Origin of the sequence: Deinococcus aquiradiocola (assembly GCF_014646915.1) — a bacterium.
GTDB classification, from domain to species: Bacteria; Deinococcota; Deinococci; order Deinococcales; family Deinococcaceae; genus Deinococcus; species Deinococcus aquiradiocola.
On the sequence record NZ_BMOE01000004.1, the window covers coordinates 153,488 to 180,273 of the forward strand.

Sequence of the window (26,786 nt, forward strand, 5' to 3'; positions counted from 1 at the left end):
AGCGCCTGAAGGTCCGCCGCGCGGAACGCGAAGCCCCCTTCCGGCGGCGAGCACCGGGACCCGAATGGGGCGGGCCAGGCACTTCAGCGGGATGCCCACCACAGCAGGGGGCCGTCGTCGCCGTCCGGGTCGTCGGCCTGGCCGATGTGCGTGAAACCGGCCTTCTGGAGGACGCGGGCACTGGCGGGGTTGTGCGGGGCGGTGAAGGCCGTGACGCGCCGCACGCCGGGCAGGTCGTGCCAGTGCGGCAGGAGCGCCCGGAGCGCCTCGGTGGCGTAGCCTTCGCCGCGCGCGTCGGGGTTCAGGCCGTACCCGATCTCCAGGTCGCCCTGTCCGTCCGGGTCGCCCTTCTGTCCCATCAGGCCGATGGCGAGGCGGTCCTGGCGGCGCACGAGCACGAACTGCCCGCTGGGTCCACCGGCGGCGAGCAGGTGCGGCAGCAGCGGGAGCGCGTCGCCGGGCCATGTAGCGGGCACGCCGATCAGGTGGTCGTGCCCGTCCAGGTGCAGGGTGTGCGTGAAGCCGGAGGCGTCCGGAGCGAGGTTCAGGCGGGCCTGCATGAGGTCCGGCGTGAGTTCTGGCAGGCGCAGGCGGGCCGTGTGGAAGGTCAGCATGCCGTGGCCTGACGGGTCGGGACATTTGTAAGCTGGGGGGTTGTCATGTCAGTGTCCGGAGTCTACACTCGCGGGACTTCAATTGAGTGACCGTGCCGGACCGCGCCCAGCGTCCGTGAGCACGGCGGGTGAACGCATGCCGGTCCTTCAGGTCTCCACAGCCCATCAACTTCTGCCCCGGCCCGCGCTGGAACCGCTTCAGCTGGTTCAGACGGCCCCGGCGCGCAGGCGCGTCATGCTGCTCGCCGACTACGTGCACCCCTTCGTGTACCGCACGGGGTTCCCGCAGGGCGTGCCGGACGTGGACCTCGTGCTGGCGGCGGGCGACCTGCCCGGCTACTACCTGGAGTACCTGGCGACCAAGCTGCCGGTGCCGGTGCTGTACGTGCCCGGCAACCACGAGAACGAGTACGTGAACGAGGGCGACGGCCGCATCCCGGCGCGCGGCGTGACCAACATCCACGGGCGCGTGGTGACGGTGGCGGGCCTGCGGATCGCCGGGTGGGGCGGCGTGCCCCGCTACCGCGCGGACGGCGAGGGGCAGTACACGGACTTCCAGGCGCGCGTCGGGCTGGGCCTGCTCGCGCTGCGGGCCCGCAGGGGCGTGGACATCCTGCTCACGCACGCGCCGCCCACCGGTCCGCACGCCGGGACGGACTACGCGCACCGGGGCTGCGCCGCCATCCAGACCTTCATGGACCGCCGTCACCCGAAGCTGGTCGTGCACGGCCACATCCACGAGTACGAAGGCAAGAAGCTCTCGTACCAGGATCAGAGCAGCGGCGCAGAGGTCATGAACGCGTACGGGTACCACATCGTCGACATCTGAACAGGCGCCATCTGAACCGCCGAGATCCGGACTGCCGGGAGGCGCAACGACGGGTCAGTTCAGAGGCTTGATCTGACAGAGGAGCGCCGCCCGGTCTGCTGACCTGGGCGGCGCTCCTTCTGCATGGACTGTCCGGCCGGGTCGGGCGTGCGGATCAGTGCCCGTGCCGCTGAACTTCAGGAGTCCAGCTCAAAATCGTATCAGTCTGCGATGAGACGCACGTCGACGTTGCCGCGCGTGGCGACGCTGTACGGGCAGACGTTGTGCGCGTCGTGCATGAGTTTCTCGGCGGTTTCGCGGTCCACGCCGGGGATTTTGACGTGGAGTTCCACGTCGAGCGCGAAGGCCAGTCCGGCTTTCTGCAGGCCGACCATGGCGGTGACTTCGCTGGCGCTGGTGTCGATCTTGCTGCGGCGGCCGACGACGCCGAGGGCGCTCTGGAAGCAGGCGGCGTATCCGGCGGCGAAGAGCTGTTCGGGGTTGGTGCCCTGGCCGCCGTCGCCGCCCATCTCGCCGGGGACGCTGAGGTGCAGGTCGAGGCGGTCGTCGCTGCTCCGGACGGTGCCGGAGCGTGCGCCCTGTGCGGTGGCCTGTGCGGTGTAGATGTTGCTCATGGTGAAACCTCCGGGCCGATCATGCGCCGCCACGGGGGGCGGGACGGTAAGAACGGCACCGTTACTGGACACACCCTCCTCCCAATTCATACTCACCTGAGTATGATACTTACTCTACTCATCTGAGACTCCTATGCTGGGGGCAGTTCCACACCAACCCGGAGGATTCATGGTTCAGACCGCGCTCGACCTGCTCGCCCAGGCCCTCACCCGGCTGCTCTCGGTACTGCCCGTCCTGCTCGTCGCCGCGCTCGTCCTGATCGCGGCCCTCCTCACGTACCGGCTGCTCGGCCGGGACCGCCTGCGCGCGGGGCTGCGCTGGGCCACCGACCGCGGCTGGAGGCTCGGCCGCTGGGTGCTGGTGCCTGTCGCACTGGGCGCGGCCACCCTGATGACCGACATCGCCCACCGCAGCGTGCAGGCGCGCATCGGCGGGCAGGTCAACGCCCGCTACACCAACACGGCCGACCCGAACACCGCACAGACGGTGCAGCAGGCACCGACCGTCACGTACCTCAGCGAACGCACGTACACCCGTACCCTCGTGATCCCGCCGGAACTGCTGCGGCAGGTGCGCCGCGAGGGCGTGCAGGTCCTCGCGCCGTACCTGCAGGATCCCAGCAGCGAGAATATCCTGCGGCTGCGTGACCGCTTCACGCGCAGCGGGCAGAACGTCGTGTTCAGCCGCGAGGCGACACTGCAGAGTGAGGAGTTCATTCCGCTCGACACGAGCCGCGTGAGCGCCGAACTGCTCGCCGTGAACGCCGCCGACCGGCAGAGCGCGTACAACGCGGCGTTCACGGCCCTGTACCGGTTCCGGAACCCGCTGGCGCAGGCGGCCACCGTGCGCTTCCAGTTTCCGCTGCCGCAGGGGTCCGGCACGCTGAGCGGCTTCACCATGAGCATCGACGGGCAGTCGTTCACGTCCACGGACCTCTCGTCGGGCAGCAGCACCTGGGAGGGCCGCGTCGCGCCGGGCGCGGTGACGGAGGTGCGCGTCACGTACCGGCACCAGGGCGCGCGCGGCTGGAATTACGACCTGTCCGCGCGGCGCGAACGGGTCCGGGACTTCGAGCTGACGCTGCGGACCGATCAGGCCACCCGGTTCCAGCGCTACAGCCTGTACCCGACCGGCGTGACGGGCGGCACCTTCGGCGGGCCGCAGACGCTGAAGTGGCAGCTGCAGAACGCCATCACGGCGCAGAACATCGCGGTGGTGTTCGCGCAGGGGTCGGTACGGGAGACGCTGCTCAAGCTGTACGCCTTCCTGCCATTCTGTCTGCTGGGCGGCGTGCTGCTGGTGGCCGTGTGGGGGTGGCTGCGGCGCCTGCCGGTACTGCCGGTGCGGCTCGCGCTGGCGGTGCTGGGCCTGAGTCTGGGCTTCGCGGTGGGCGGCGTGCTGACCGGGTACCTGCCGCCCGTCCCGGCGGAACTGCTGGGCGCGGCCCTGGCGTTCCTGCTGGCCGTGCTGTGCCTGGGGCGGGCGTTCGTGTGGCCGCTGCTGCCGGTGGTGCTGGCGCCCGTGACGTTCCTGTGGGTGGGGAATGCCGGGCTGCTGCTGAGCGTGCTGGCTGTGGCGACGCTGCTGCTGTTCCTGCGGGCCGGGGCAGGGCAGGTGGGCGCGGTGCAGGTGGCCTGAAAGCCGCGCCCACGGCAGGCGGGCCGCTCACCCGGAAGTGCGGGTGGGCGGCCTCCTTTATGCTGTGGGCATCCCGGAAAGGGGGCCGCCGGGCGTGCCGCTGACCGCTGCACGGTGGACGCACCGCCGACAAAAGCTGATCGTTCTGGTAATCTTCTCTGACCGCCCGTCCGCGTGCACCGCACGAACGTTCATTCCGCCTCTCCCCCACCGAGGTCCACCATGCGCAAGAACACCTTCCTGACCGCCCTGCTGCTCGCCTCCACCGCCGCGCCCGCCCTGACCGCGCAGGCCCAGGCGCAGAAGACCACCCTCACGGTCTTCATGGGATCCCAGCAACGCCCCGAGATCTTCCAGCCGCTCTTCGACCGCTTCACGCGCCAGAACCCCAACATCAGGGTCCGCATCGAGCAGGGCGGCGCGACCAGCGAAGCGCAGAACAGCTACCTCACCACCGTCCTCGCCGCCAAGGACCCCAGCCTCGACATCTTCCTGATCGACGTGGTGCGCCCCGCCACCTTCGCCGCCGCCGGGTGGGCCGAACCGCTCGACAGCTACATCCCCAGCAAGGACGCCTATATCAAGGCCTTCCTGCCCGGCACCATCGCCTCCGCCACCGTGAACGGCAAACTGTACGCGCTGCCCGCCTTCACGGACGCGCAGTTCCTGTACTACCGCAAGGACCTGCTCGCCAAGTACAAGGCCAAGGTCCCCACCACCTGGGACGAACTCGCCAGCACCGCCGCGAAGATCACTAGGGCCGAGGGCGGCAACCTGCAGGGCCTGAACTTCCAGGGCGCGCCCATCGAGGGCGCCGTCTGCAACTTCCTGGAACTGCTGTGGTCGGCGGGCGGCGACGCGCGCAACGTGGACAGCGCCCAGGGCCAGCAGGGTCTCGGGTTCCTCGTAAACGCCGTCAAGACGAAACTCAGCCCCGCCAGCAGCGCCGAGATGAAAACCGACGACTCCCGCCAGCAGTTCCAGGCCGGAAACGTCCTGTTCGGCATGAACTGGAGTTACGCCTGGGCGCACTTCCAGGGCAACAGCCCCGACCCCACCAAGGTCAAGGGCAACGTCGGCGTGGCGAAACTCCCCGCCTTCGGCAAGAACGGCAGCGCCACCTGCGTCGGCGGCTGGCAGTGGGGCGTGAGCAGCTACAGCCGCAACAAGGCCGCCGCCGTGAAGCTCCTGCAGTTCATGGCGAGCGCCGACAGCCAGCGCGACCTGGCCGTGAAGGGCGCGTACCTGCCGGTGCGCCGCGCGCTGTACAACGACCCGGCCGTGGTGAGCGCCAACCCGCACTTCAAGACGCTGTTCCCGGCCGTGTCGAGCGCCCGCTCGCGCCCCGTGACGCCCGCGTACCCGCGCGTGTCGGAAATCGTCCGCACGAACGTGTCCGCCGCCGTGTCCGGCAACAAGACCGTGGACGCCGCCCTGAAAGACATGCAGCGCGACCTGGAACCGCTGCTGAAGTGAGGCGGGCCGCACTGCACGGCGGGCCGGGGCGCGCATGACGACGCCCACGCCTGCCCGCCCCCGGGCACGCCGCACGCTGAGCGAGGAGGGACTGGCGCTGCTGCTGCTGCTGCCCGCCGCCCTGATCTTCGGCGCGGTGATGCTCTACCCGATGCTCACCACCCTGTACAACAGCCTCTTCGTGAACAGCCTCACCGAACCGTACCTGGGGACGCCGTTCGTGGGCCTCAAGCACTACGCCGACATGCTGCACGACGGCCGCTTCCTGAACGCGCTGCGCAACACGCTCGTGTACGGCCTGCTGACCGTCAGCGGCTCCTTCCTGATCGGCGTGCCGATGGCGCTCGTCGCGCACGCCGAGAGCCGCGCACGCTGGCTCGCGCGCGTCGCGATGCTGCTTCCGTGGGCCATGCCGCCCGTCATCAGCGCCCTGATCTTCCAGTGGCTCTTCAACGGGCAGTACGGCGTCGTGAACGACCTGCTCGTGCGGCTGCACCTCGTCTCGTCACCCGTCGCCTTCCTGACCAGTCCGGTGCTGGCGGGCGTGGTGCTCGTCGTGACGGTCGTGTGGAAGACCTCCAGTTTCGTGGCGCTCATCGCGCTGGGCGGCCTGCAGGGCATCCCGCAGGAACTCACGGAGGCGGCCGAGGTGGACGGCGCCGGGCGGGTCCAGAGCTTCTGGCGCGTCACGCTCCCCATGCTCGCCCCGGCGCTCGCGGTGGCGTTCATCTTCCGGGCCATCAGCGCCATCCAGGTGTTCGACATCCCGTACGCCCTCACGGGCGGCGGCCCCACCGCGTCGCAGTACGGCGCGACCGAGACGCTCGGCATCTACATCTACCGCACCACGCTGGAATTCCTGGACTTCGGGTACGGCGCGGCCCTCAGCGTCGCCCTGTTCGCCGTGAGTCTCGCCATCACCGCGCTGTACGTGCGCTTCGTGCGGGGGGACGCGTGAAACGCGAGGCGCTCCCAGCACGGCTCGCGCGGTACGCGGGCCTCATCCTGCTGATCGTGGGCGGCACGTTCCCGCTCGTGTGGATCGCGCTCACCAGCCTCAAGAGCGGCCCGGAACTGCAGCAGTTCCCCGTCCAGTACCTGCCCACGCACCCCGCGTGGAGCAACTACGCGCGCGTGTTCACCGAGCAGCCCTTCGCGACGTTCTTCGTGAATTCCCTGATCGTGTCGGGCGTCAGTACCGTGCTGTGCGTGGTCGTCGCGTCGCTCGCCGCGTACGCGCTCGCGCGCCTCAAGCTGCGCCGCCGCAACGTGTACACGACGCTGGTGGTGGTGTTCAGCATGTTTCCCGTCATCAGTCTGGTCGTGCCGCTCTTCCGGATCCTGCGCGGCGCGAACCTGCTGAACACGTACCCGGCCCTGATCCTGCCGTACACGGCGCTGTCCCTGCCGGTCGCGATCCTGGTCCTCATCGCCTTCTTCGGCAGCATTCCGCGCGACCTGGAGGCGGCCGCCATGATCGACGGCTGCTCGCGGCTCGGCGCGCTGCGGCGCGTGGTGGTGCCGCTCAGCGCGCCCGGCATCGTGACGGCCGCGCTGCTGGTGTTCGTGAACAGCTGGAACGAGTTCCTGCTGGCCCTGTCCTTCAACACCAGCCGCACCATGCGGACCGTGTCGGTCGGCGTGACGCTGTACCAGGGCGAGTTCGCGTTCCCGTGGCCGCTGATTTCGGCCGCCATCGTGATCGCCGTGGTGCCGCTCGTGCTGCTGATCGTGCTGTTCCAGAAGCGTTTCGTGACCGGCCTGACCGCCGGCGGCGTCAAGGCCTGAGCGCCGCCCCACTCCCGAGCCCCGGAGGTTCCGCATGACCCACCCCGACCCGCACGCGCCCACGCAGGGCGCTCCGTCCACGTCCGAATTCCTGTGGTTCGCGCAGCTGTCCCGCGACGGCGAGTTCATCGGCACTGCTGCCAGACCGCCGCGCAGGCCCACGCTGGAGTACGTGTCCAGCCTGATCGAGACGGCAGCCGAGGCGGGCTTCACCAGCCTGCTGACCGCCACCAACTACCACTCCGAGCACGAGAACTACACGGCGGCCATCGCGGCGCTCGCCCGGACGCGCGGCGCGGGCCTCTTGATCGCGGTGCGGCCCGGCATGTTCCACCCCGCCATGTACGCCAAGATGATCGCCACCGCCCAGAACCTCTTCCCGGGGCGGGTGCGGGTGAACATCGTGACAGGCTCCAGTCCCGCCGAGAACGCCATGTACGGCGACTTCGAGGCGCACGCGCAGCGCTACGAGCGCACGCGGGAATTCATGCTGATCCTGCGGCAGCTGTGGACGCAGCCGGGACCGCAGCAGTACGCGTCGGACATCTACAGGTTCGAGAACACGGTGCTGGAGCCCGCGCCCGTGCAGCCCATCCCGCTGTACTTCGGCGGGGCGAGCGAGGCGGCGCAGCGCGTCGCGGCGGAACTCGCGGACGTGTACCTGCTGTGGGGCGAGCGGCGCGACATGCTGGAGGAACGCCTCGCGCAGATGCGGACGCTGGAGCAGGAGTACGGCAGGACGCTGCGGTACGGCCTGCGGACGCACGTGGTCGTGCGTGAGACGGAAGACGAGGCGTGGCAGGCCGCCGAGCGCCTCATCTCACGGGTGGACCCGGAGGTCAGGCGCGCCTTCGTGGAGAGTTACAGCCGCGTGGACGGCGTGGGGCAGCTGCGGCAGTTCCGGATGCTGCAGGAGGCGGGAGACAGTCTGCTGGTCGAGCCGCACCTGTGGGCGGGCGTCGGCATGGCCCGCAGCGGTGTGGGCGTCGCCATCGTCGGGAATCCGGAGCAGGTGGCGGGCAAGATCCGCGAGTACGAGGAGATGGGCATCTCGACCTTCATCTTCAGCGGCTACCCGCATCTGGAGGAGGCGCGCCGCTTCGGGGAGCTGGTCATGCCACTCCTGAAGGGCGGCACGGCAGAAGAACGGGTGCTGCACGCGACGGGCGTCGCTCCCGTCGCCTGACGGCAACACACAGTCGCGTGACGGCAACAGGTACAGCCGCCTGAAGGGGTGCCCCTCGGGGAGGGCCGTTCCTTCAGGCGGCGCGGGCGGGAGCGGCGCGTTCCGCCCGGCCGACCCCCTGGAGGTCAGCTCGGTCCGGGTTCAGGGACGGGCGGCGTGCTGCTTTTCCCACACGAGGTCGCGCAGCACCCAGCCGCAGCCGGGAAAGCGAAGTCCGGCGCGGATCTCGAAGATCAGGTAGTCGCGCAGTTCGGCGACCGTGAACCCTTCGGCGAGCAGGTCGCCCATGGTCTTCTCACCGTTCAGGGCGGCGGCCACGCGTCCGCCGCGCCCGCTGCCGAGCTGGTGGCGGAGTTTCAGGGCGTACCATGCGGAGCGGTCCATCGGGAAGAGACGGCCGGAGCGGATGCCGGCCACGACGCGTTCGGCCACCTCGAAGAGCGGCAGTTGCGCGCTCTGCGCGGCCGCGCGGACGCTGCGGCCCTCGGCGTCGTCGAAGAGGGGGAGGTCGCCCCTGAAGAGGGCACTGGGGCTGCCGATCACGGCGCACATCTGGCTCCAGTCGTCGCTGTAGCGCGCCCAGTCGGCCGTGATCTTGCCGTAGGGGGCGAGCACCTCGCCACTGACGTCCTGCACCCTGAAGCTGAAGCTGCCCTGTTCCGGCAGGAGCGGCGCGGCGTAGATGGCATCCAGGCCCTGCCAGTCGACGATGCCGCCGTTGGTGATCTGCCCGTCCTGGAAGTCCAGGAAGAATGGCAGCTCCGCGTCTGCCGTCAGCACGCCTGTCTTGCGACTCACATGAAGAAGTTCCAGCACGCCGATGAGTGGTGCGTCAAAGAACAGACCCTGCATTGAGGGTCAGCGTAGCAGGTTTCGGGGGTGGGCGTCCGTGAGAATTTTCCAGGCGTGCCCGAGTTCGCTGCTGAGGTCGCTGGCGCTCAGGCCGTAGCCGTGCCGGTCGCCCGCGAGTTCCCCGGCGCGGGCGTGGAGGCGCACGCCGCACAGTGCGGCCTGCGGGGCGGGGAGGCGCTGTGCGAGCAGCGCGGCGAGGATGCCGCCGAGGGTGTCGCCCATCCCGGCGGACGCCATGCCGGGGTGCCCGCCGCGCGAGACGTTCACGCCGTCGTCGCTGGCGATGGTGGTGGGGCCGCCCTTGAGGACGATCACGCCGCCCAGCCGGGCCTGCAGGGCGCGGGCGGCGGCGATGGGGTCTCGGACGATGTCGGGCGTGGTCACGCCGAGCAGGCGGGCAGCCTCGCCGGGGTGCGGCGTCCAGATGACCTGCGCGTGCCCGGCCCCGGCGAGGTCCGGCTGCAGGGCGTCCGCGTCGAGGACGGTCGGGAGCTGCCACGTCAGGGCCTGCCGGGCGAGGTGGGCGGCGTCCGGGCCGAGCCCCATGCCGAGCGCGACGGCGTCCGGGCGGCGGCCCGCGCGGAGTTCGGCCGCGAGGGCCGCGCCGGGATCGTGGTGCGTGCGGGCCATGAGTTCCGGGGCCTGCGTGACGGCGAGCGTGGCGACGCCCGACTCGGCGCTGTGCAGCGTGACGAGGCCCGCCCCGGCGCGCAGGGCGCCCAGGCCCGCCAGGACGGGCGCGCCGACCGTGCCCGCGTGCCCGCCGACGATCCACACGCGGCCCGCGTCGCCCTTGTGCGCGTCCGCGTGGCGCTGCGGGAGGAGCGCGGCGACCGTGTCGTCGTGCGGGCGGCGGGCGACGGCGTGCGCGTCCACCCAGGCGTGCGGCACGCCGAGGCCCGCCACGCGTACCTGCCCGGCGGCGTGCGCGGCCGGGCCGTACACCAGGGCGGGTTTCGGGCCGCCGAGCGTGACGGTGTGGTCGGCGTGCACGGTCACGTCCGGCAGGGCCGCGCTGGCCGCGTCCAGGCCGGACGGGAGGTCGATGGCGAGGACGGTCAGGGCGTGCCGGTCGCGGGCGGCGTTCAGGAGCGTGACGAGGTGTGCGAGGTCCTGCCGCATGGGGGGCCGGAAGCCCGTGCCGAGCAGGCCGTCCACCACCAGGGCCGGGACGGGTCCGGTCAGGCCGAGGGCGCGGCCGAGCGCGGCGGGCGTGAGCAGGGCGGGCTGGACGCCCACGGCGCGCAGGCGGGCGCGGTTCGCGCGGGTGAGCGGGTGCCGGGACGGCTGCGCGAGGACCTGCACGTCCAGCCCGGCGGCGTGCAGGTGCCGCGCGGCGACGAGGGCGTCCCCGCCGTTCGCGCCGCCGCCCGCGAGGAGCAGCACCCGCCCGTGCGTGGCGAACCCGTGCGCGGTGAGGGACAGGGCGGCCTGCGCGACGGCGCGGCCCGCCTCCTCCATCACGAGTTCCAGCAGGCCCGCGCGGGCGAGGCGCTCGTCGATGGCGCGCACGGCGGGCGCGTCCAGCAGCACTTCCGGCGGGCGGGCCTGGGCCTGATCGCGGGTCATGTCAGACGTGTCCGCGCACGATGAACAGCACCACGATCACCACGAGGACCAGCATGACGATCCGGGCGGTCTGCACGGCCTTCCTTGTGCGCGGGTCGCCTTTCAGTTCGTCCTGCTGTTCGCGCTGACTCTGCCGCACCGCGAGCCGCTGCCCCTTCTTGATGGCCTTGACGGACTCGGCGAGGCGACCCTGCCGCCGCAGCGCCACCCCGAGGTTGTGCTGCGCGCCCGAGTAGTCGGCGTTCAGGGCGATGGACTGCCGGTAGAGCGTCTCGGCACCTGCCGCGTCTCCGCCCTCCAGGGCCATGTTGCCCAGGTTGGTGAGGGCGCGGTAGTGGCCGGGGTCGTGCGCGATGGCCTCCCCGAAACTCTGGCGGGCCTGCCCCTCGCGGTCCTGCAGGGCGTGCAGCACGCCCAGCGTGTTGAGGGCCTCGGCGCGCGTGAGCGGTTGCGTCAGGGCCGGCTGCAGGCGCTCGCGCAGGGCGGCGTCGTCGCTGAGGCGTTCGCGGTCCGCGCCGAGCAGCGCTTCGAGGGCCGCGTGCAGCGCGTCCGGCGGAGCGTGTTCGCGCAGGGTGCGCGCGTCGGCGGCACCCATGTCGTTCAGGAGGTCGGGGAGGCGTTCCGCGAGGCGCTGCGCGACGAGCAGGCGGCGTGCCCGGACGGCCTCCTGCAGGTCGAACAGCACTTCCAGCGCGTCCTGCACGGGCATGTCGGCGTTCCCGACGCGGGCGGCAGCGAGGGCACGGCGGTACTCGCCGGCCCTGAGGTATCCGGCCCAGTCGAGGTTCAGTTCCGGCTGTGGGGTGGGGGCCGGACCCCCGTGCGGGGCGGCAGGCTCTGCGGTCACGGCAGGAAGTATAGACCGCGCGCGCGGGGAGCGGTTCAGCGGCGCATGAACGCTGGGGCGGGCGCGGCTCAGCGTCCGGCGGTGAGGCCGCCGAGCACGCGGCGCGCCCACAGGTACCGCTGCGCGAAGTACTTCTCGGACAGCGAGTTGATCGCCACCTGCCCGCCGTAGGAGTTCGCGTTGATGAAGGTCCCGTCCCCGAGGTAGATGCCGACGTGCGTCACCTGTCCGCGTCCCTCGGTGTCGAAGAACAGCAGGTCGCCCGGCTGCCACTCGCCCGCCTGCACCGGCTGGCCCGTCTGCGCCTGCTGCGCGCTCTGACGCGGGAGGTTCAGGCCGAGCGGAGTGAACACCTGCAGCACCAGGCCGCTGCAGTCGGTGCCGCTGCGGCTCGCGCCGCCGTACACGTACGGGACGCCCATCAGGTTCATGGCGAGGGCGCGCCAGTCGGGCGTCTCGCCAGTCCCGGCCTGCGGGTCCGCCGCTCCCGTGTCCTGGCCGGGGGGCGCGTCGCTGCGCGGCTCGCCGGTCGCGGAGGGCCGGGGGAGCGGCACGCCGGGCGAGTACGTGGCGGGCGCCTGCAGGCGGGCCGGGGCGGGCGGCAGGGCCGGGAGCGGTCCGGCCGTGACGCCCTGCGGGAGCAGCAGCACCTGTCCGGCCCGCAGGTCGGGGGTGCTCAGGCGGTTCAGGGCGAGCAGGTCGTCCGGGCGCACGCCGTACAGGCGCGCGACGGCGTACAGCGTCTGGCCCGGCTGCACGGTGTGGCGCGGCGCGTCCGGTGCGGGCAGAGGTGCGGCGGAGGACGGGCGGGGAGTGGGGGCGTCCAGCACGGTGACGGGCGCACTGAGTGCGTGCACGACCGGCGCAGCCTGGACTGGCTGGGCAGCCTGCACGGGCTGCGGAGCCTGGGCCGTGGGGGCGGGCGTGCCGGGCGGCAGGGCCAGCACCTGCCCCGCCTGCAGGTCCGGGGAGGTCAGGCGGTTGAAGGCCTGCAGGTCGGCGGGCTTCAGGCCGTACAGCCGCGCCACGCTGTACAGCGTCTGCCCGGGCGTGACGGTGTGGGTACGGGCGGGCAGGTACAGCACCTGTCCGGCGTGCAGGTCCGCGCTGCTCAGCCCGTTCAGGCGCAGCAGGGTCTGCACGTCCGTGCCCGCCTGCCGCGCCACGCTGTACGCGGTGTCGCCGGGACGCACGGTGTACGCCGCGTCCGACACGGCCTGCGCGGACGCGAACGGCCCGAACAGGCACGACAGGGCGAGGCCTGCCAGGGCGGCCCGGCAGGCCAGCAGCGCGTGCAGGCGGGACGGGCGGGGCAGGCGATTCCTTGGGTGGGGTCGGGGCACGCGGGACCTCGGGGCAGGTGCGGCCGGGGCGGGCCGGGCAGGTGAGCGGAGACTGAACGACAGGTGAGCGCCGGGACTTCGTCACTTTAACACTCTTCGCCGCGCGCGCTGCGACCTTTCCGGCATCCGGCACGGCAATGGAAGGCGGCGGGAGTCGTAACGCTCCCCGCCATGTTCGGCACCCACGGCGACTAGACTGCACGCATGAGTCAGCCGTTTGTCCAGAAGCGCCGCCAGACCGTGACCGCCAACGTCGGCGGGGTGCTCATCGGTTCCGGCCACCCGGTCGTGGTGCAGTCCATGACGAACACCGACACCGCCAACGCCGAAGCGACCGCCATTCAGGTCGCGCAGCTCGCGCGGGCGGGCAGCGAACTCGTGCGCGTGACCGTCAACACGCCCGAAGCGGCCGCCGCCATCCCCGAGATCGTCGCGCGGCTCCACGAGGTCGGCCTGAACGTCCCCATCGTCGGGGACTTCCACTACAACGGGCACCTCCTGCTGCGCGACTACCCGGAAACGGCCCGCCTTCTCGCGAAGTACCGCATCAACCCCGGCAACGTCGGCGCAGGCCAGCATCACGACGCGAACTTCGCCACCATGATCGAGGTCGCCAAGGACTTCGGGAAACCCGTCCGGATCGGCGTGAACTGGGGCAGCCTCGACCAGAGCGTCCTGGCGCGCCTGATGGACGAGAACGCCCGCCGCAGCGACCCGCGCAGCGGCACGGACGTCATGATCGACGCGATGGTCGTCTCCGCCCTGGAGAGCGCGCAGTACGCCGAGCAGCTGGGCCTCCCGCACGACCGCATCCTGATCAGCGTGAAGGTCAGCAGCGCGCCGGAACTGTGGCAGGTGTACCGGCAGCTGGCCGCGCAGTGCGACTACCCCCTGCACCTGGGCCTCACCGAGGCGGGCATGGGCATGAAGGGCATCGTGGCGAGCAGCGTCGCGCTGGCCCCGCTGCTCACGGAAGGCATCGGGGACACGATCCGCGTGTCGCTCACGCCGGAACCGGGCGCGCCGCGCAAGCTGGAGGTGGAGGTCGCGCAGCAGATCCTGCAGTCGCTGGGCCTGCGTCAGTTCCTGCCGCAGGTCACGAGCTGCCCCGGCTGCGGGCGCACCACATCGCAGTTCTTCCAGGAACTCGCGCAGAAGATCCAGGACTACATCCGCGATACCATGCCGGACTGGAAGGCGAAGTACCCGGGCGTGGAGGAGATGCAGGTGGCCGTGATGGGCTGCATCGTGAACGGGCCCGGCGAGAGCAAGCACGCGAACATCGGCATCAGCCTGCCCGGCACCGGCGAGGACCCGCGCGCCCCCGTGTACCAGGACGGCAAGCTGCTCACCACGCTGCGCGGCCCGCGCATCGCGGAGGACTTCCAGGCGCTGCTGGAGGAGTACGTGGAACGCACGTACGGCCAGGGGGAACCGGCAGGCGTGTGACCCGCCCGCCGGGCACCGTCCGGCCAGCGCGCGGGACGAGGGACGGGACCACAGCCTCACGCGGGCCGTGGTCCCGTTCGTCTGTGCGTGGCCCTGTTCCCCTGTCGGCCCGGCGTCCGTTACGCTGGAGGCATGAGCACCTGGGGAGTCGGAAGTTTCGAGAACGAGAGCGCCGCGATGTTCGTGAAGGAAGTCGTCGAGGACGGCCCTGTCGCGCTGGAGGAGGCGCTGGAGGTCGTGCTGGACCCGGACATGGACTACGTGGAGCTGGAGGAGGGGCAGCGGGCCGTCGCGGCGGCCGAGATCGTGCAGGTGCGCCTGAGCGGCGACACGTCGGCCGTGACGGACGCCGCGCTGCGCGCGTGGCTGGACGGTGACGACGCGGCGGACGGCGAGGCGGCCGAGGTGGGCGCCCTGCGGGACCTGGCGGTGGAGGCGCTGGGCCGGGTGCTGGGGCCGGGGTCGGAACTGCCGGAACTGTGGCAGGACGGCCCGGACGCACGCGAGTGGCTGGCGGACGTGAACCGCCTGCAGGCCGCGCTCGGCGGCGCCTGAGTGCAGGGGGGCGGGGCGGAAGCGGTTCCCCCCGAACATGAAGCCCGGCATAGCGGGAACCTGACAGCAGCCTGAAAGGGTGCATGGTAAACTCCGTCCAAGTTGAAGACCTGCGGCATCCACGGCCTCACTGCACCCCCACCGCGTTTCGGGGGTTCGGGAGGCCGCCGCTCCTTTGGCCCACCCGTGCAGGGCACGGGTCCGTGCGGGGAAGGCATCGAGAGAAAGGGCAGTACGAGAGCGTCGAGCCGCGGCACCGCGGTCATCAATCTGGCAGGCAGGAACGGGGTCGTCCTCTGGGCGGCCCCGTCTGCGTTTCCTGCTCCCGTCCCTGTCCTATGGAGGTACGTCCTGTGACCCTACGCGAACAGTTCCACACCCTGCCCAAACTCCTGAAAGTCAGTGAGGTCGCCGAGTTCACCGGCACGCACGAGCGCACCGTCCGCCGCTGGATCCGGGACGGTCGCCTGAGTGCCCTGGAGAGCCCCATCGGTCTGCGCGTGTCGCGCCGGGCCCTGTGGCGCTTCCTGGGCCTGGACCTCGCCATGACGGCCTGAACCCGCCCGCCACCGCCCGCACCCCGAGGGAAGACGGTCCTCCTGCCGTCCTCCCTCGTTCTGCCGCCGGGTGGGCGCATGCTCTACACTGCGCGGCGTGAATCTGGAACTCGTCCGGACCCTGCAGGCGAGCGGCGACGATGCCGGGGCGCTCGCGGCCCTGGACGCCCTGACCCCTTCCCCCACCGAGCGCACGCAGGCGGCCGCCCTGGCCCTGCTGCTCGGACGGCCGCGCCTGAGCGCCGCGTGGGCGGACGGGGAGCCGCTGCTGCACGCGGCGGCCCTGCTGCGCCTCGGGGAGCGCGCGGAGGTGCTGCGCGTCCTGGCGGGCGAGCGGGACTCGGCGCGGGTGCTGGTGCTGCGCGCCCGCGCCACCGGGGACATGCAGGTGGCCGAACAGGCACGCGCCCACGCGCGCCGCGAGGGAGACAGCCCCGCGCTCATCGCGGCCGCCGCGCACCTGGGCGAACTGCTGCTCCCGCACGGCCCGTACCCGGCCCTGCGCGCCCTGGCAGAAGGCCTCAAGGTGAGCGAGATGCAGCGCGAGCACACCGACCCGTACCTGCTGGCCGTGCTGAGCGTGGTGCAGGCGCAGGCGGGCGGTTCCGGCAAGGCGGGCCGCACCGCCGGGAAGGCGCTGGAGCGCAGCGTGCCGCGCAGCCCGGCCCGCGTCCTCGCGCTGCACGCACTGGGACAGGCGGGGGAGGCGGAACGCGAACGGGCGGCAGGCGACCTGCACCGCACCTTCAGTCTCCTCTACCCCGGCGGGCAGGTGTAATTCAGGCGGACGTGGTGGGTGGCCCGGCGGTCAGGGACGCGGCCCGCCCACCCGGACGGTGAGGCGGTCCAGGCCACGGATCACGAACCCGCCGCTGTAGTGCGCGTCCTGCACGTCGAGCCGGGGGAAGTGCAGCGCGAGGGCGCGCAGGCTGCTGGCGAGTTCGAGGCGGGCGAGCGGCGCGCCCAGGCAGTAGTGGATGCCGAGCCCGAAGGTGAGGTGCTGCCCCTCGCTGCGGGTGAGGCGCAGTTCGTCCGGCGCGCTGAAGCGGCGCGGGTCACGGTTGCCGCTCGCGTACAGCAGCGCGACCTTCTGCCCGCGCTGCAGGGCGTGTCCGGCCACGTCGGTGTCCTGCAGCACCCAGCGTTCGAAGAGCGGGAGGGGCGTGTCGTGCCGCAGGAGTTCCTCGACGACCGTGCGGAACCACGCGTCGTCCGCGCCGTGCCGGGCGGCCTGCGCGACGGTGTCCCACTGGCCGGTGCGGACGAGGTTCAGGACGCCCGCGGTGAGGCCGTTGACGCTGGCCTCGTGCCCGGCGTTCAGGAGGAGGATGCAGGTGTCCACGAGTTCCTGTTCGGTGAGGCGCTCGCCGCCCTCCTCGGCCTGCGCGAGCGCGGTGATCAGATCGTCCTGCGGGTGCGCGCGGCGTTCGCGCAGCAGGCGGCGCAACAGCGCCGAGAAGTCCAGCACGGCGCGTTCGGCCTCCTCGATGACGGTGTCGGGCGGGTCGACCTCGTAGAGGCGGACGATGGCGGCCGACCAGGGACGCAGCAGGGCGCGGTCCTCGTGCGGCACGCCGAGCAGTTCGGCGATGACGGTCACGGGGAGCGGTTCGGCGTAGGCGCTCACGAGGTCGAAGGTGTCCGCGCCGTGCAGACCGAAAGCGACGCCCTCCACGATCTGCGCGATGCGTCCGCGCAGCTGTTCGACGCGGCGGGGCGTGAAGGCGAGGCTGACGAGGCCGCGCAGGCGCGTATGTTTGGGCGGTTCGCTGTCGAGCAGGTGGTTGGTGTTGAAGGCGTCGAAGGCGGCGCGGCGCAGGTCGCGGGAGCGGGCGTCGTGCAGCGGCGTCTCGTCGCGCGAGAGGGGCGTCAGGGCGCGGCCGAAGGTGCGGCTGTCGCGCAGGATGCGGGCGATGTCGTCGTAGCGGGTGACGAACAGGCGGTCCTGCTGCCAGAAGGCGGGCGTGTCCTCGCGCAGGCGCGTGAGGGTGGGGTACGGGTCGCGCACGAAGGCCGGGTCGGTCAGGGGCAGGATCGGGGCGGTCGCGGTCATGGCTCAGGCTAGCAGGGCGGGCATGGACGGCTGGGGTACGCGGGCCGGGACCGTGGGCGGGCCGGATTCCGTCAGGCGTCTGCGGGCAGGACGGTGGCGTCGCCCCAGCGGAGGGCCGCGACGGTGAGGGCGACGTCGAGGGCACGGACCGTCAGTTCCAGCGTTCCGGCCTGCCCGTGGCCGTGCAGCGTGAACCACTCGCCGAGCGGAACGAAACCCCCGAACAGGGCGCCGTCAGGCAGGGCAGCGGGCGGCGCGTCCCGGCGGGCGTTCGCGGGCGCGTCCGCCTGTGTGACCGACTGCGGGACTGGTTCGGCGGGCAGGTACACGGTGACGGCCCCCCCGCTGCCGATGCCGAGGGCGTGCGCGCCGCTGCCGGGCAGGTGGTCGGGCTCGGCGCGGTAGACGTCGAGGCGGGCCGTGAGCGTCCATGGGCCGTCCGGAACTGGCCCCGCCTGCAGGCGCAGCAGCGGGGGCGGGCCGTACCAGCCGTAACGCATGACCTCCAGGTGCCCGCTGTCCAGCGCGACGCGGTACCCGTTGGGGGTGCGCGTCTCGCGCCGGAAGGTCGGCAGGTCGGGCGGCGGGGCGGCGCGCGCGGCGGGCGCGGGGCGCGTCAGGGTGAGTGGCGCGGCCCGGCCCGGCCCACCGCGGGCGAGGGACGGGAGGTCGGGATGCGGGTGCTGGGGTGGGCGCGCGGGTGGGGCGGCAGGGGCGGGCGGCGGAGCGTGGACGTGCGTGAGCTGCTCCCGGAGCGCCTGGCGTTCCATGCCGGTCAGCGATCCGGCGAGGGCGACGCGCATCGCCTCGCTCGCGAACTGCACGGTCCGCACGTCGTCCTGCGTGCGGTGGTGCAGGCCCGGCACGGTGAGGCGTTCCTCGGGCGCGGCGGGCACCAGCAGGCCGTGCTGCACGCCGAGCGTCAGCGCGGCGTGCGCGTCCGGCCCGATCAGTTCCCCGGCGAGGTCCGGGGCGATGGGGGCGTGCACGAGGCTCAGGCGCGCGAGGGCCTGACGCACGTGGCGCGGCAGGGCGGCGATCTCACTCAGGAGGGCCGTGCGGACCCCGTCCGGCAGGCCGTCCGTGCCGCGCTGGCGCAGGAGGGCCTGCGCGTGCAGCGGCCATCCGTCGGACCGCTGGATGAGGCGCGCCGCCTGCGTGTAGAGCGCCTCGCGTTCGGTGGGTGTCAGGGGCTCATGCGCGTACCGCTCCTGCCAGGCGTGCAGCGCCATGCGGGTCGTGAGGGGCTGCATGTGCAGGTCGTGCGTACGGGCGGGGTCGGCGAAGCCCGTGAGGTCCTGCAGTTCCTCCCACGCGGCGGGCGTGCTCTCGCTGAGCAGCAGCACGAGCGGGAACGGCAGGTCGAGCAGGAAGCCCGTCAGGTCCGGCAGCCACGCGCGGCCCCGCACGGCGTTTTGGACGGAGATCAAGGCGTTCAGGCCGCTGTGCCGCAGGGTGCTGGCGAGGCCCGCGAGGCTTCCGTCCGGGTCGGGCGCACGGCCCGCCCCGTGATCGGCGGCCGGGGCCTGGCGGGGCGGGAGGTGCGCTTCGAGCTGCTGCCACAGCACCTCCTGAAAGAGGGTACGGACCTCGGTCGCCTGCAGGTCGAGGTGCACCCAGCCGCTGCCCTGCAGGCTCTGGCGGATCAGGCTGCGTTTGCCGCTGCCGCGCCGGCCGTACAGCCGCACGAGCTGCGGGCGGGTGCTGCGTCCGAGCAGTCCGCCGAGCGTCGCCTGCTCGTCCCACACGCAGCGCCACTCGGGCGGGTCGGGGCCGGGCGGGTCGGGCGGGGCGGGCTCGTCGGGGAGGCGCAGGCCGAGCCGGTCGGCCCGCGCGAGGATCTGGGCGGCGGCGCCCGCGTGGTGCTGCGCGCTCAGGCGCCGCCGGACCCGGCCGAGCGTCTGCTCGACCCGCTCGATGATGTTCCAGCGCTGCCCTTCCAGCCACTGCTGGTAGGCACGCGTCCCGAGGTCCTCCAGGCCGCTGAGCGGCAGGCCGCGCAGGGTGGCGAGCCAGCCGAGCAGGTGCGCGTCGTCCACCTGGGGGGCCGCCTCGGTCCAGGGGTCGAGGTCGGTGAGGCACGCGAAGTGCAGCATCGGTTGTCGTTCCGGGAAGGTCGTGACGCCGTCCCGTTTCAGGCGCGCAAGTTCCACCCGCAGGTTCCGGAGCGGGTCGGCGGTGTCCCACAGCAGTTCGGCGAGGTGTTCGCGGTGGTGCGCCTGCCGTTCGAGCACCAGGTACGTGAGCAGTGCGGCCGACTTGCTCGACACGACGACGTTCCGGCCGTCCCGCGTGAAATGAACGTGGCCCAGCAGGTGAAGCTGCATGCGGTCCCCCCCGCGCGCCGGTCATGGCCGGCCGCCCCTGTGCCCGGTGTGTGCCGGGGATGATGTTCGTGCCGACCGGACGGCCGACGTTAAGGCGCTGTGCACCGGGCCGCCGGGCAGCGGCGGACGTGCAGCGGAACGTTACAGGGAGGCGCGGCGGCCCGGCGTGCGGGCGGAGCGGGGCGCGGCAGGTGAGGACGGCGCGAGGAGCGGTGCAGGGTCATTCTACCGCAGGCCCGGCCGTTCCGGGTACGGATCCGGGCGCGCCACGGATGACGTCATTCGCTGCGTTTAACGTCTGGCAGGTGCGCTTAACCTGACCCTAACGCGCCCCTGATTACAGTGACCGTGCAGCAGGACCGACCCCTGAAGAGCGGTCCGGACGGCCAGGGGGGCCGCCGGACCTTCACCAGCGCCGCCCGCACGGGTGGGCGCCGGCGCGTGCCGCGAAGCGGCGGGCGACAGGGGGTCAGGGCCAGGCACCTGCCGCAAGGGGGGAAGGTGAACACGTACACCTAGCAGGGCACACCGGAGAGGAAGCACGCAAGAGCACGCCGCGCACCGCATCGTCAGTCACCGATTTCCCAGGGGGGGAAGACCATGAAACACCGTTTACCGATGCTGGCCATCACGGGCCTGCTGGCACTGAGCGCCTGCGGGCAGAGCAGCACACCGACCGCGATCTCGAACAACACGAGCGGCACGCCCAGCACGCCGTCGACACCCAGCACGCCGACCACACCGACCACGCCCGCACCCGGCACACCCACCCAACCGCCCAAGCCGCAGGAAGTGGTGGGCTGCGCGACCATCACGGTGGATCTCGACGGGATCACGCCCGTGAACGGCGTGACGACCGCGCCCGTCATCGTGACGGACAGCAGCGGCGCGGAGGCCTTCAACGGCACCGCCAACGACCTCGAGAAACTCAGCAAAACCTTCCCGGCCGGGACGTACAGCGTGAAGGCCGGGACGCTGCAGGGCTACACGGCGCAGAACAGCCCGCAGAGCGTCACGCTGGACTGCGACGCCAACAAGGACAAGACGGTCCTGCTGAGCTTCAAGACGACGGCCGTCACTCAGGCGAAGGTCGCGAGCCTCGCCTTCACGGCGTCGAAGGCCGTCACGGACGGCGACCTGCAGGACCTGCCGGGCAAGCCTGAAGCGAACGTCAACAAGAACGTCATGCTGTACGCCTCCCAGACCGAGGAGCCGGTGCTGGTCAGCATGATGGTGAAGGACGCGAGCGGCGCTCCAGTGGCGGGCGCGGCCGTGAACGTGCAGGTGGACAGCCCGAGCGTCGCCATCATCGGCGGGCACGTGAGCGGCCTGGGGAGCGTCGCGTCGCAGGGCGTGCAGCAGGGCGTGGCGTACTCGGACGATCAGGGCATGGTGCGCTTCACGGCGTACGCCACGAGCGCTCCCGCGTCCGGCGCGCCCGTGAAGTTCGTGGTGTCGGCCGTGAACGACGGCGGAGCAGCCCTGAAGGAATTCAAGGCGTTCTTCCTGAACATGAGTCACCTCTATTACCAGGGCAACACCAGCTTCGGGGCGAGCGCCACGATTCCCAGCAAGCAGCGGCTCGGCGGGAACGTCGGCAGCTTCGAGAACAACTGGATCGACCCGGCGCAGCGCACGCACGCCTTCACGACCGTCGCGTACACGAAACAGCCGCAGGGCGGACCGAGCGTCGTGGGCGGCAGGGGCAGCTTCCCCGGCTTCATGGAGTACAGCGTGAGCGGCCCCAGCATGGACCGCGTGTTCCTGACGACCAGCAGCAGCGCCAACAGCGGTGACAGCACCCTGGATTCCGCCGGGCAGCCGGTGTACCTGAAGACGCGCGACGACGTGAAGGCCGCCGATCTCGGCCTGAACGTGCAGGTGGCCGCCACGTACCACTACACGCCCACGTACGGCAGCACCACCTACGACTTCCCGCTCAAGAGCTACGTGTTCAGCAAGGCCTTCACCGGCACCATCCTGAGCATCCGCAAGACCGGGCCGGACATCGAGACGTGGACCGGGTACGGACAGACGCACGACGCGTACCGGCCGGACGACGTGACCCTGCTGCCCGCCATGGACCCCGGCAACCTCACGCCGTCCAGCGCCGACAACTTCACGGTGGGACGCACGTACGAGTACAGGATCACCGTCACGAACACCGGCAAGACCGTGGCCCGCAACGTCATCGCACGCGACGTGCTGCCCGCCGAGCTGGGCTTCGTGCAGGGCAGCGTGAACGTCAGCAAGGGCGGCACGCCTGTCCCGAACGGCAACCTGCTCGCCACCTACAACGCGCAGCGGCACGCCTTCAACCTGTCGTTCACCGGCAGCGAGAGCATCGGCGAACTGCAGCCGGGCGAGTCCTTCGACATCACCTTCCGGGTGTACCCGCGCCAGAAGCCCGGCTACGCCTGGAACGACAACAACCGCGACGGCCAGTCGGACGGCACGACCGGCACCGGCGCCTACGGCGAGAACGCGCCGCGCGACGGGTACTACGAGGACCCGTACCTCATCAAGAACCGCGCCAAGGCCAGCGCCGAGAACGCCTTCGAGGTGGACGCCTACAAGGACATCCACATCGTGCGCCCCGTCCTGACCATCGACAAGTACGCGCAGACACGGGTGGTGTACACCAACCAGCCCGTCAAGTTCGACATCGGCGTCCACATCCTGAACCGCGCCACCGAGGACCCGAACCCCGAGGTACGCGCCGGGTACGCGGCCCTCGGCGACCTGAAAGGCGAAGGCTTCGCGTACAAGACGCGCCTGGAGGACTCGTACGGGTACAACCTCGACTTCGTGAACGCCTACGACGCGGCCGGGAACCGCGTCACGACCTTCGAGCAGCTCGGCAACAACGCCCTGGCCCTGAATCTGCCGGAAGTGATGCTGCCCGGCGACTCTTACAACCTCACGACGGTCTTCCAGGCCGAGAACAGCGTGAAGGGACCGAACGGCAGGGACAGCGCCGGACTCGGCGCGAACGTCAACTGCGCGCGCCTGTACGCCTGGAACCTCAACCAGCCGTACAACCGCATCCTTGAGGAGTCGGACTTTAAGGCCCAGGCGCAGAGGCCCGTCTTCCCGCCGCTGTCCCCCCAGTACGAGGGCGTGTACCGCGGTTTCCTCCCCATCAATCTGGACGGCAACACGAGCGAGTTCCTGACGAACGAGAACGGCATCGACCGGGCCGGACACAACTACCTGATCGACTGCGACTTCGTGTACGTCCTCGACAGGCCCTCCTTCGACCTGCGCCTCTTCGACGCGGCGCGCGGCTCGAACGGCCTGACCGACTACACCGTCAATCCGAACCGCCTGACGGACGCGCAGAGCATCCCGCAGGGCAGCTACTACGAGTACGACTTCTCATACACCAACGAGAGCGCCGACAGCGCCCACAACGTCCGCAGCAGCATGACGCTCCCCACCTTCGCGAGCCTGAACGACCTGGGCGTCGTGTACACCCACCTCGGTACCCCGTACAGCTACAGCATGGCGCAGGTGCTGGCGGGCGTGACCCTGCCGTCCGGCGCGACCCTGACCGCCACCCGTGCGGGCGACACCGTCAGCATGCGCGTCAGCGAGATGGGCGCACGCGACACGCTGTTCGCGCAGTTCGTGATGTACGCCAACCAGGCGGGCAGCGGCAAGGCCGTCAGCAGCCTCGACTGGGACGAGAACACCAACGGCTCCCCGCTCGCCGAGGAGGAGTACACGCGGGTGGTTCTGCGCTGACCTGAACACTTCACGGCCCTCTCCCCTTCCCCACGCCCCGGCACGCGCCGGGGCGGTTTGCTGTGCCCCTGTCTTCCTGCGGACGCGTGGGGGTGACAGGTGTGGACACGCGGCGCGCACCCCGGGCGTATCGTGAGGTCGGAAGGCGGCCTCCCGCAGGACCTGGGTGCCGGGCCTCCCGCGCAAGGAGTCAGTTCTCATGTCGATGGTCTTCACCGTGTGCGCCCTGGTCGGGTGCGGTCTGCTGCTGTTGTCCCTGCTGGGCGATCATTCCAGCAGCCTTCACGATCTCGCCGGGCATCCGGAGGTCGCGCCGCCGGGCGGTCATGCGTTCGGGGGCAGCCTGCTGTCCTGGTTCAGTCTGCGGAGCGTGGTGAGTTTCGTGGCGTTCTTCGGGCTGGGCGGGCTGCTCGCGGCGTGGCTGGCGCTCCGGCCGGAGCTGCAGCTGGTGTTCGCGCTGGTGGCGGGCGCGGCGGTGGGGGGGTTCACGGCGTTCGTGTTCCGGCTCGCGGAGGTGCGCGGGGAGCTGACGGCCCGCACGACGCCGCTGGTGGGCCGCACGGCGCAGGTGATCGTCGCGCCGCACGGCGCGGTGCCGGGCAAGGTGCTGCTCACGGCGGGCGGGCAGAGCGAGCAGATGCTCGCCCGCAGCAGCGACGACCTCACGCCCGGCGATCAGGTGCTCGTGATCTCGCAGGCGGGCGGTCTGCTCGACGTGAAACGCTGGGACGCCCGCTGACGGTCCTGCCCTGACCCTCCCGCGCTGACCGCGCCCCCCGCGCCACTCACCCCTCCGACCGGCTCCGGCGCGGCCGACCACCGTGCCGCCCCCGCCCTGTACTCGGGCCTGCCTCCCTGCGCGCCTTCCTCTGCCGTCGTCGCCGTGCCGCGCCCGCACCTTTCCTGTGCCGCGGCGTGCCCGGTTCCCCTTCCCGCGTTCCTGCCCTGGAACCGCAGTCAGGAGTGTTATGACCCAGTCGCTTTCGCTCGCCGGTCTGATCCTGTTCGGCATCATCGTCGTGATCCTCATCCTGCAGCGCCTGCTGATCGTGGTGCCGCCCAACAAGGTGCTGGTCGTGTCGGGCCGCGCCCGCACCACCAGCGAGGGGGACACGGTCGGGTACCGCGTCATCCGGGGCGGGCGGGCCTTCCGCATCCCGGTGCTGGAGAAGATCTCGTGGATGGACCTGAACACCATTCCGCTCGACCTGAAGATCGAGAACGCGTACAGCAAGGGCGGCATTCCGCTCACCATTCACGCCGTCGCGAACGTGAAGATCAACGGCAACGAACCGCAGCTCAGCAACGCCATCGAACGCTTTCTGGACACGCCGGTCGCGTCGCTGACGAACATCACGCGCGACACGCTGGAAGGCAACCTGCGCGGCGTGGTCGCCACGCTCACGCCGGAGGAGATCAACGAGGACCGCCTGCGGTTCGCGGAGGCGCTCATCGAGGAGGCCGAGCACGACATGGGCAACCTCGGCATCAAGCTCGACACGCTCAAGATCCAGAACGTCTCGGACGGCAGCGGGTACCTGGGCAGCATCGGGCGGCGCAAGACGGCCGAAGTGCTGAAGGAGGCGCGCATCGCGGAGGCCGAACGGGACGCGGAGGCCACGCAGGCCGAAGCGCAGGCGCGTCAGCGCAGTCAGGTGGCGCAGGCGATCAGCAGTCAGGCGGTGATCGAGGAGCAGAACAAGCTGGAGGTGCGCCGCACGGAGCTGGGCGCCGTGCAGCTGTCGCGTCAGAACGAGGCGGCGGTCGAGTCGGAGCTCGCGAAGGTGCGCGCCACGCAGGGCTTCGAGCAGGAGCGCGCGGCGCTGGAGGCCACGCTGCGGCAGCGGACGGCGGAAGCGACCCGGCAGGCGCGCGTGATCGAGGCGCAGCAGAACGCCGAGGCGGCCGAAGCGGAAGCGCAGGCGCGGCAGCGGGCGCAGGTGGCGCAGACGGCGGCGGAGCAGGCCATTCTGGAACGCCAGAACGAACTGCGCGTCCGCAGGGCCGAACTGGACGCGGTGGCGGGCAGCCGCGAGAACGAGGCGCGCGTCGCGGCCGAACGGGCGCAGGTGGTCGCGCAGCAGCAGCTGGAGCAGGAACGCATCCTGCTGAACGAGAAGAAGTACGAGGCGGAGATCGTCGCGCCTGCCCGCGCGAAACGCGAGGCGAGCCTGCTGGAGGCGCAGGCGGCGGCCGCGCCGATCATCGAGGAGGGCCGCGCGAAGGCGCAGGCGGTGCAGCTGCTGGTGGACGCCTTCCGGAACGCCGGGCCGGAGGGCGAGCGGGCCTTCGTGCTGAACATGCTGCCGGGCATCGTGGAGCAGTTCGCGGCGAGCGTGCAGGGCATGACCATCGACAGGCTGACCGTGCTGGATTCCGGCAACGGTCAGGCCGCGCGAAGCGCCGTGCAGCTGCTGCCGTCCAACATCATCTCGATGGTGGAACAGGTGGAGACCGCGACGGGCGTGAACCTGCTGTCGATGCTGCAGGGCCGCGCGGCGATGCCCGACACCCTGAACGGCAAGAGCGACCCGAGCTGAACAGCCGCCGGGCCAGTCGGCGAGAACACCGCTGACTGGCCCGGAAGAACGAAGGAGGGCCGGTGCGCGTGCACCGGCCCTCTCTCCTGCTTGCGGCCTGCTGGCCGCGCGGGGATTACTCCTCGCTGGGGGCGGCTTCGCCCTTGACTTCTTCGAGGGTCGCTTCGCCTTCCAGGACGGCCTCGGCGGCCTCCTCGCTCAGCTCGCCAGCAGCGACCAGACCGGCCACCTGGGCGGCCTGCTCTTCGGCAGCGGCCTCGCCTTCGGAAAGGCGGGGCGGCAGGACGCTGACGACCATCAGGTCGGCGTCACCGGCGAGCTTCACGCCGTCGGGCAGCTTGATCTGGCCGGCGGTGACGTGGTCACCGATGTTGAGCTTCGTGACGTCCACCACGAGCTCCTGGGGGATGCGGCGCGGGCCGGGCGCGATGACGCGGACGTTGTGGGCGACGATGTCGACCAGACCGCCGTTGATCTCACCGGCGGCCTTGCCGCTGGTGTGCACGGGCACGTCCACTTCGACCGGCTCGCCGTAGTGGACGAGCGTGAAGTCGACGTGGATGGGCAGGCGGCGGCGGGCATCCATCTGCACGGTCTTGACGAGGGCGGGGAAGCTCTCGCCGCCCTCGATCACGATGTCGAAGATGCCGGTGCGGCCCTGCGCACGGAAGGCCTTGTCGAACTCCTTGCGGTCGATGGTGAAGGAGACGTTCTGCTCTTTGTTGTAAGCCACGGCGGGCATCTTGCCTTCCTGCAGCGCTTCTCGGGTGGTGCGTGGGGTTGCCTTGAGTTCCATGTTTC

Annotated in this window: 22 protein-coding genes; 13 read left to right on the forward strand and 9 right to left on the reverse strand. The window is 71.3% G+C overall.

From position 1 onward, the window contains the following. Positions 1-83: 83 nt before the first annotated feature. Positions 84-614: a GNAT family N-acetyltransferase gene (locus IEY33_RS07970; protein ID WP_188962048.1), complete on the reverse strand. Its 531-nt coding sequence runs from the start codon at positions 612-614 to the stop codon at positions 84-86. Between the two features lie 235 nt (positions 615-849). Between IEY33_RS07970 and IEY33_RS07975 the strand changes: the two genes are divergently transcribed. Then, positions 850-1,443 carry a metallophosphoesterase family protein gene (locus IEY33_RS07975; RefSeq protein ID WP_188962050.1) on the forward strand — a complete coding sequence of 198 codons (594 nt, stop codon included), beginning with the start codon at positions 850-852 and terminating at the stop codon, positions 1,441-1,443. Between the two features lie 200 nt (positions 1,444-1,643). Here the strand turns inward: IEY33_RS07975 and IEY33_RS07980 are convergent, their stop codons facing one another. Further along, entirely contained in the window at positions 1,644-2,057 is a 414-nt protein-coding gene (locus tag IEY33_RS07980; protein ID WP_188962053.1) for an organic hydroperoxide resistance protein, read from the reverse strand. Between the two features lie 169 nt (positions 2,058-2,226). Between IEY33_RS07980 and IEY33_RS07985 the strand changes: the two genes are divergently transcribed. From IEY33_RS07985 to IEY33_RS08005, 5 genes are all read left to right on the forward strand, one after another. Further along, positions 2,227-3,696, forward strand: a complete 1,470-nt coding sequence (locus tag IEY33_RS07985; RefSeq protein WP_188962055.1) for a hypothetical protein — start codon at positions 2,227-2,229, stop codon at positions 3,694-3,696. 222 nt (positions 3,697-3,918) lie between these two features. Continuing rightward, positions 3,919-5,172 (forward strand): ABC transporter substrate-binding protein, encoded by a 1,254-nt coding sequence (locus IEY33_RS07990; RefSeq protein ID WP_188962058.1) that lies wholly within the window; start codon positions 3,919-3,921, stop codon positions 5,170-5,172. A gap of 34 nt (positions 5,173-5,206) precedes the next feature. After that, positions 5,207-6,130, forward strand: coding sequence for a carbohydrate ABC transporter permease (locus IEY33_RS07995; protein ID WP_188962060.1), 924 nt, complete (start codon positions 5,207-5,209; stop codon positions 6,128-6,130). Then, positions 6,127-6,960, forward strand: a complete 834-nt coding sequence (locus IEY33_RS08000; RefSeq protein WP_188962063.1) for a carbohydrate ABC transporter permease — start codon at positions 6,127-6,129, stop codon at positions 6,958-6,960. Before IEY33_RS07995 ends, IEY33_RS08000 begins: the two co-directional genes overlap by 4 nt. Positions 6,961-6,994: 34 nt before the next feature. Further along, positions 6,995-8,146: an LLM class flavin-dependent oxidoreductase gene (locus tag IEY33_RS08005; RefSeq protein WP_188962065.1), complete on the forward strand. Its 1,152-nt coding sequence runs from the start codon at positions 6,995-6,997 to the stop codon at positions 8,144-8,146. 141 nt (positions 8,147-8,287) lie between these two features. Here IEY33_RS08005 and IEY33_RS08010 read toward each other — a convergent pair whose 3' ends face one another. From IEY33_RS08010 to IEY33_RS08025, 4 genes are all read right to left on the reverse strand, one after another. Then, the gene (locus tag IEY33_RS08010) at positions 8,288-8,998 is read right to left on the reverse strand and encodes a DUF4388 domain-containing protein (protein ID WP_188962068.1); all 711 of its coding nucleotides are present in this window, start codon (positions 8,996-8,998) and stop codon (positions 8,288-8,290) included. A gap of 6 nt (positions 8,999-9,004) precedes the next feature. After that, entirely contained in the window at positions 9,005-10,567 is a 1,563-nt protein-coding gene (locus tag IEY33_RS08015; RefSeq protein WP_188962071.1) for an NAD(P)H-hydrate dehydratase, read from the reverse strand. Between the two features lies 1 nt (position 10,568). Beyond that, positions 10,569-11,414: a tetratricopeptide repeat protein gene (locus IEY33_RS08020; protein WP_188962073.1), complete on the reverse strand. Its 846-nt coding sequence runs from the start codon at positions 11,412-11,414 to the stop codon at positions 10,569-10,571. Positions 11,415-11,482: 68 nt separating this feature from the next. Then, positions 11,483-12,757, reverse strand: coding sequence for a C40 family peptidase (locus tag IEY33_RS08025; protein ID WP_188962076.1), 1,275 nt, complete (start codon positions 12,755-12,757; stop codon positions 11,483-11,485). Between the two features lie 204 nt (positions 12,758-12,961). Here IEY33_RS08025 and ispG point away from each other — a divergent pair, with 204 nt between their 5' ends. From ispG to IEY33_RS08045, 4 genes are all read left to right on the forward strand, one after another. After that, positions 12,962-14,206 carry a flavodoxin-dependent (E)-4-hydroxy-3-methylbut-2-enyl-diphosphate synthase gene (gene ispG / locus IEY33_RS08030; RefSeq protein ID WP_188962078.1) on the forward strand — a complete coding sequence of 415 codons (1,245 nt, stop codon included), beginning with the start codon at positions 12,962-12,964 and terminating at the stop codon, positions 14,204-14,206. 132 nt (positions 14,207-14,338) lie between these two features. After that, entirely contained in the window at positions 14,339-14,761 is a 423-nt protein-coding gene (locus IEY33_RS08035) for a DUF4259 domain-containing protein (protein ID WP_188962080.1), read from the forward strand. A 353-nt stretch (positions 14,762-15,114) separates the two neighbouring features. Beyond that, positions 15,115-15,318 (forward strand): helix-turn-helix domain-containing protein, encoded by a 204-nt coding sequence (locus tag IEY33_RS08040; protein WP_188962082.1) that lies wholly within the window; start codon positions 15,115-15,117, stop codon positions 15,316-15,318. Between the two features lie 97 nt (positions 15,319-15,415). Then, the gene (locus tag IEY33_RS08045) at positions 15,416-16,096 is read left to right on the forward strand and encodes a hypothetical protein (protein WP_229670871.1); all 681 of its coding nucleotides are present in this window, start codon (positions 15,416-15,418) and stop codon (positions 16,094-16,096) included. A 30-nt stretch (positions 16,097-16,126) separates the two neighbouring features. Here IEY33_RS08045 and IEY33_RS08050 read toward each other — a convergent pair whose 3' ends face one another. Together IEY33_RS08050 and IEY33_RS08055 are read right to left on the reverse strand one after the other, a co-directional pair. Then, positions 16,127-17,371, reverse strand: coding sequence for a cytochrome P450 (locus IEY33_RS08050; protein ID WP_188962084.1), 1,245 nt, complete (start codon positions 17,369-17,371; stop codon positions 16,127-16,129). Between the two features lie 71 nt (positions 17,372-17,442). Further along, on the reverse strand, positions 17,443-19,698 hold the full coding sequence (locus IEY33_RS08055; RefSeq protein WP_188962085.1) for an AfsR/SARP family transcriptional regulator: 2,256 nt from the start codon (positions 19,696-19,698) through the stop codon (positions 17,443-17,445). 600 nt (positions 19,699-20,298) lie between these two features. On the opposite strand from IEY33_RS08055, the gene IEY33_RS08060 reads away from it, so the two are divergent. The 3 genes from IEY33_RS08060 to IEY33_RS08070 all read left to right on the forward strand — a co-directional run bounded on the left by IEY33_RS08060 (position 20,299) and on the right by IEY33_RS08070 (position 25,985). Continuing rightward, the gene (locus tag IEY33_RS08060) at positions 20,299-23,445 is read left to right on the forward strand and encodes a DUF11 domain-containing protein (protein ID WP_188962088.1); all 3,147 of its coding nucleotides are present in this window, start codon (positions 20,299-20,301) and stop codon (positions 23,443-23,445) included. A gap of 199 nt (positions 23,446-23,644) precedes the next feature. Further along, on the forward strand, positions 23,645-24,184 hold the full coding sequence (locus tag IEY33_RS08065; RefSeq protein WP_188962090.1) for an NfeD family protein: 540 nt from the start codon (positions 23,645-23,647) through the stop codon (positions 24,182-24,184). A 229-nt stretch (positions 24,185-24,413) separates the two neighbouring features. Next, positions 24,414-25,985, forward strand: a complete 1,572-nt coding sequence (locus IEY33_RS08070) for a flotillin family protein (RefSeq protein WP_188962093.1) — start codon at positions 24,414-24,416, stop codon at positions 25,983-25,985. 115 nt (positions 25,986-26,100) lie between these two features. Here the strand turns inward: IEY33_RS08070 and IEY33_RS08075 are convergent, their stop codons facing one another. Continuing rightward, positions 26,101-26,781: a 50S ribosomal protein L25/general stress protein Ctc gene (locus IEY33_RS08075; RefSeq protein WP_188962095.1), complete on the reverse strand. Its 681-nt coding sequence runs from the start codon at positions 26,779-26,781 to the stop codon at positions 26,101-26,103. Positions 26,782-26,786: the final 5 nt, after the last annotated feature.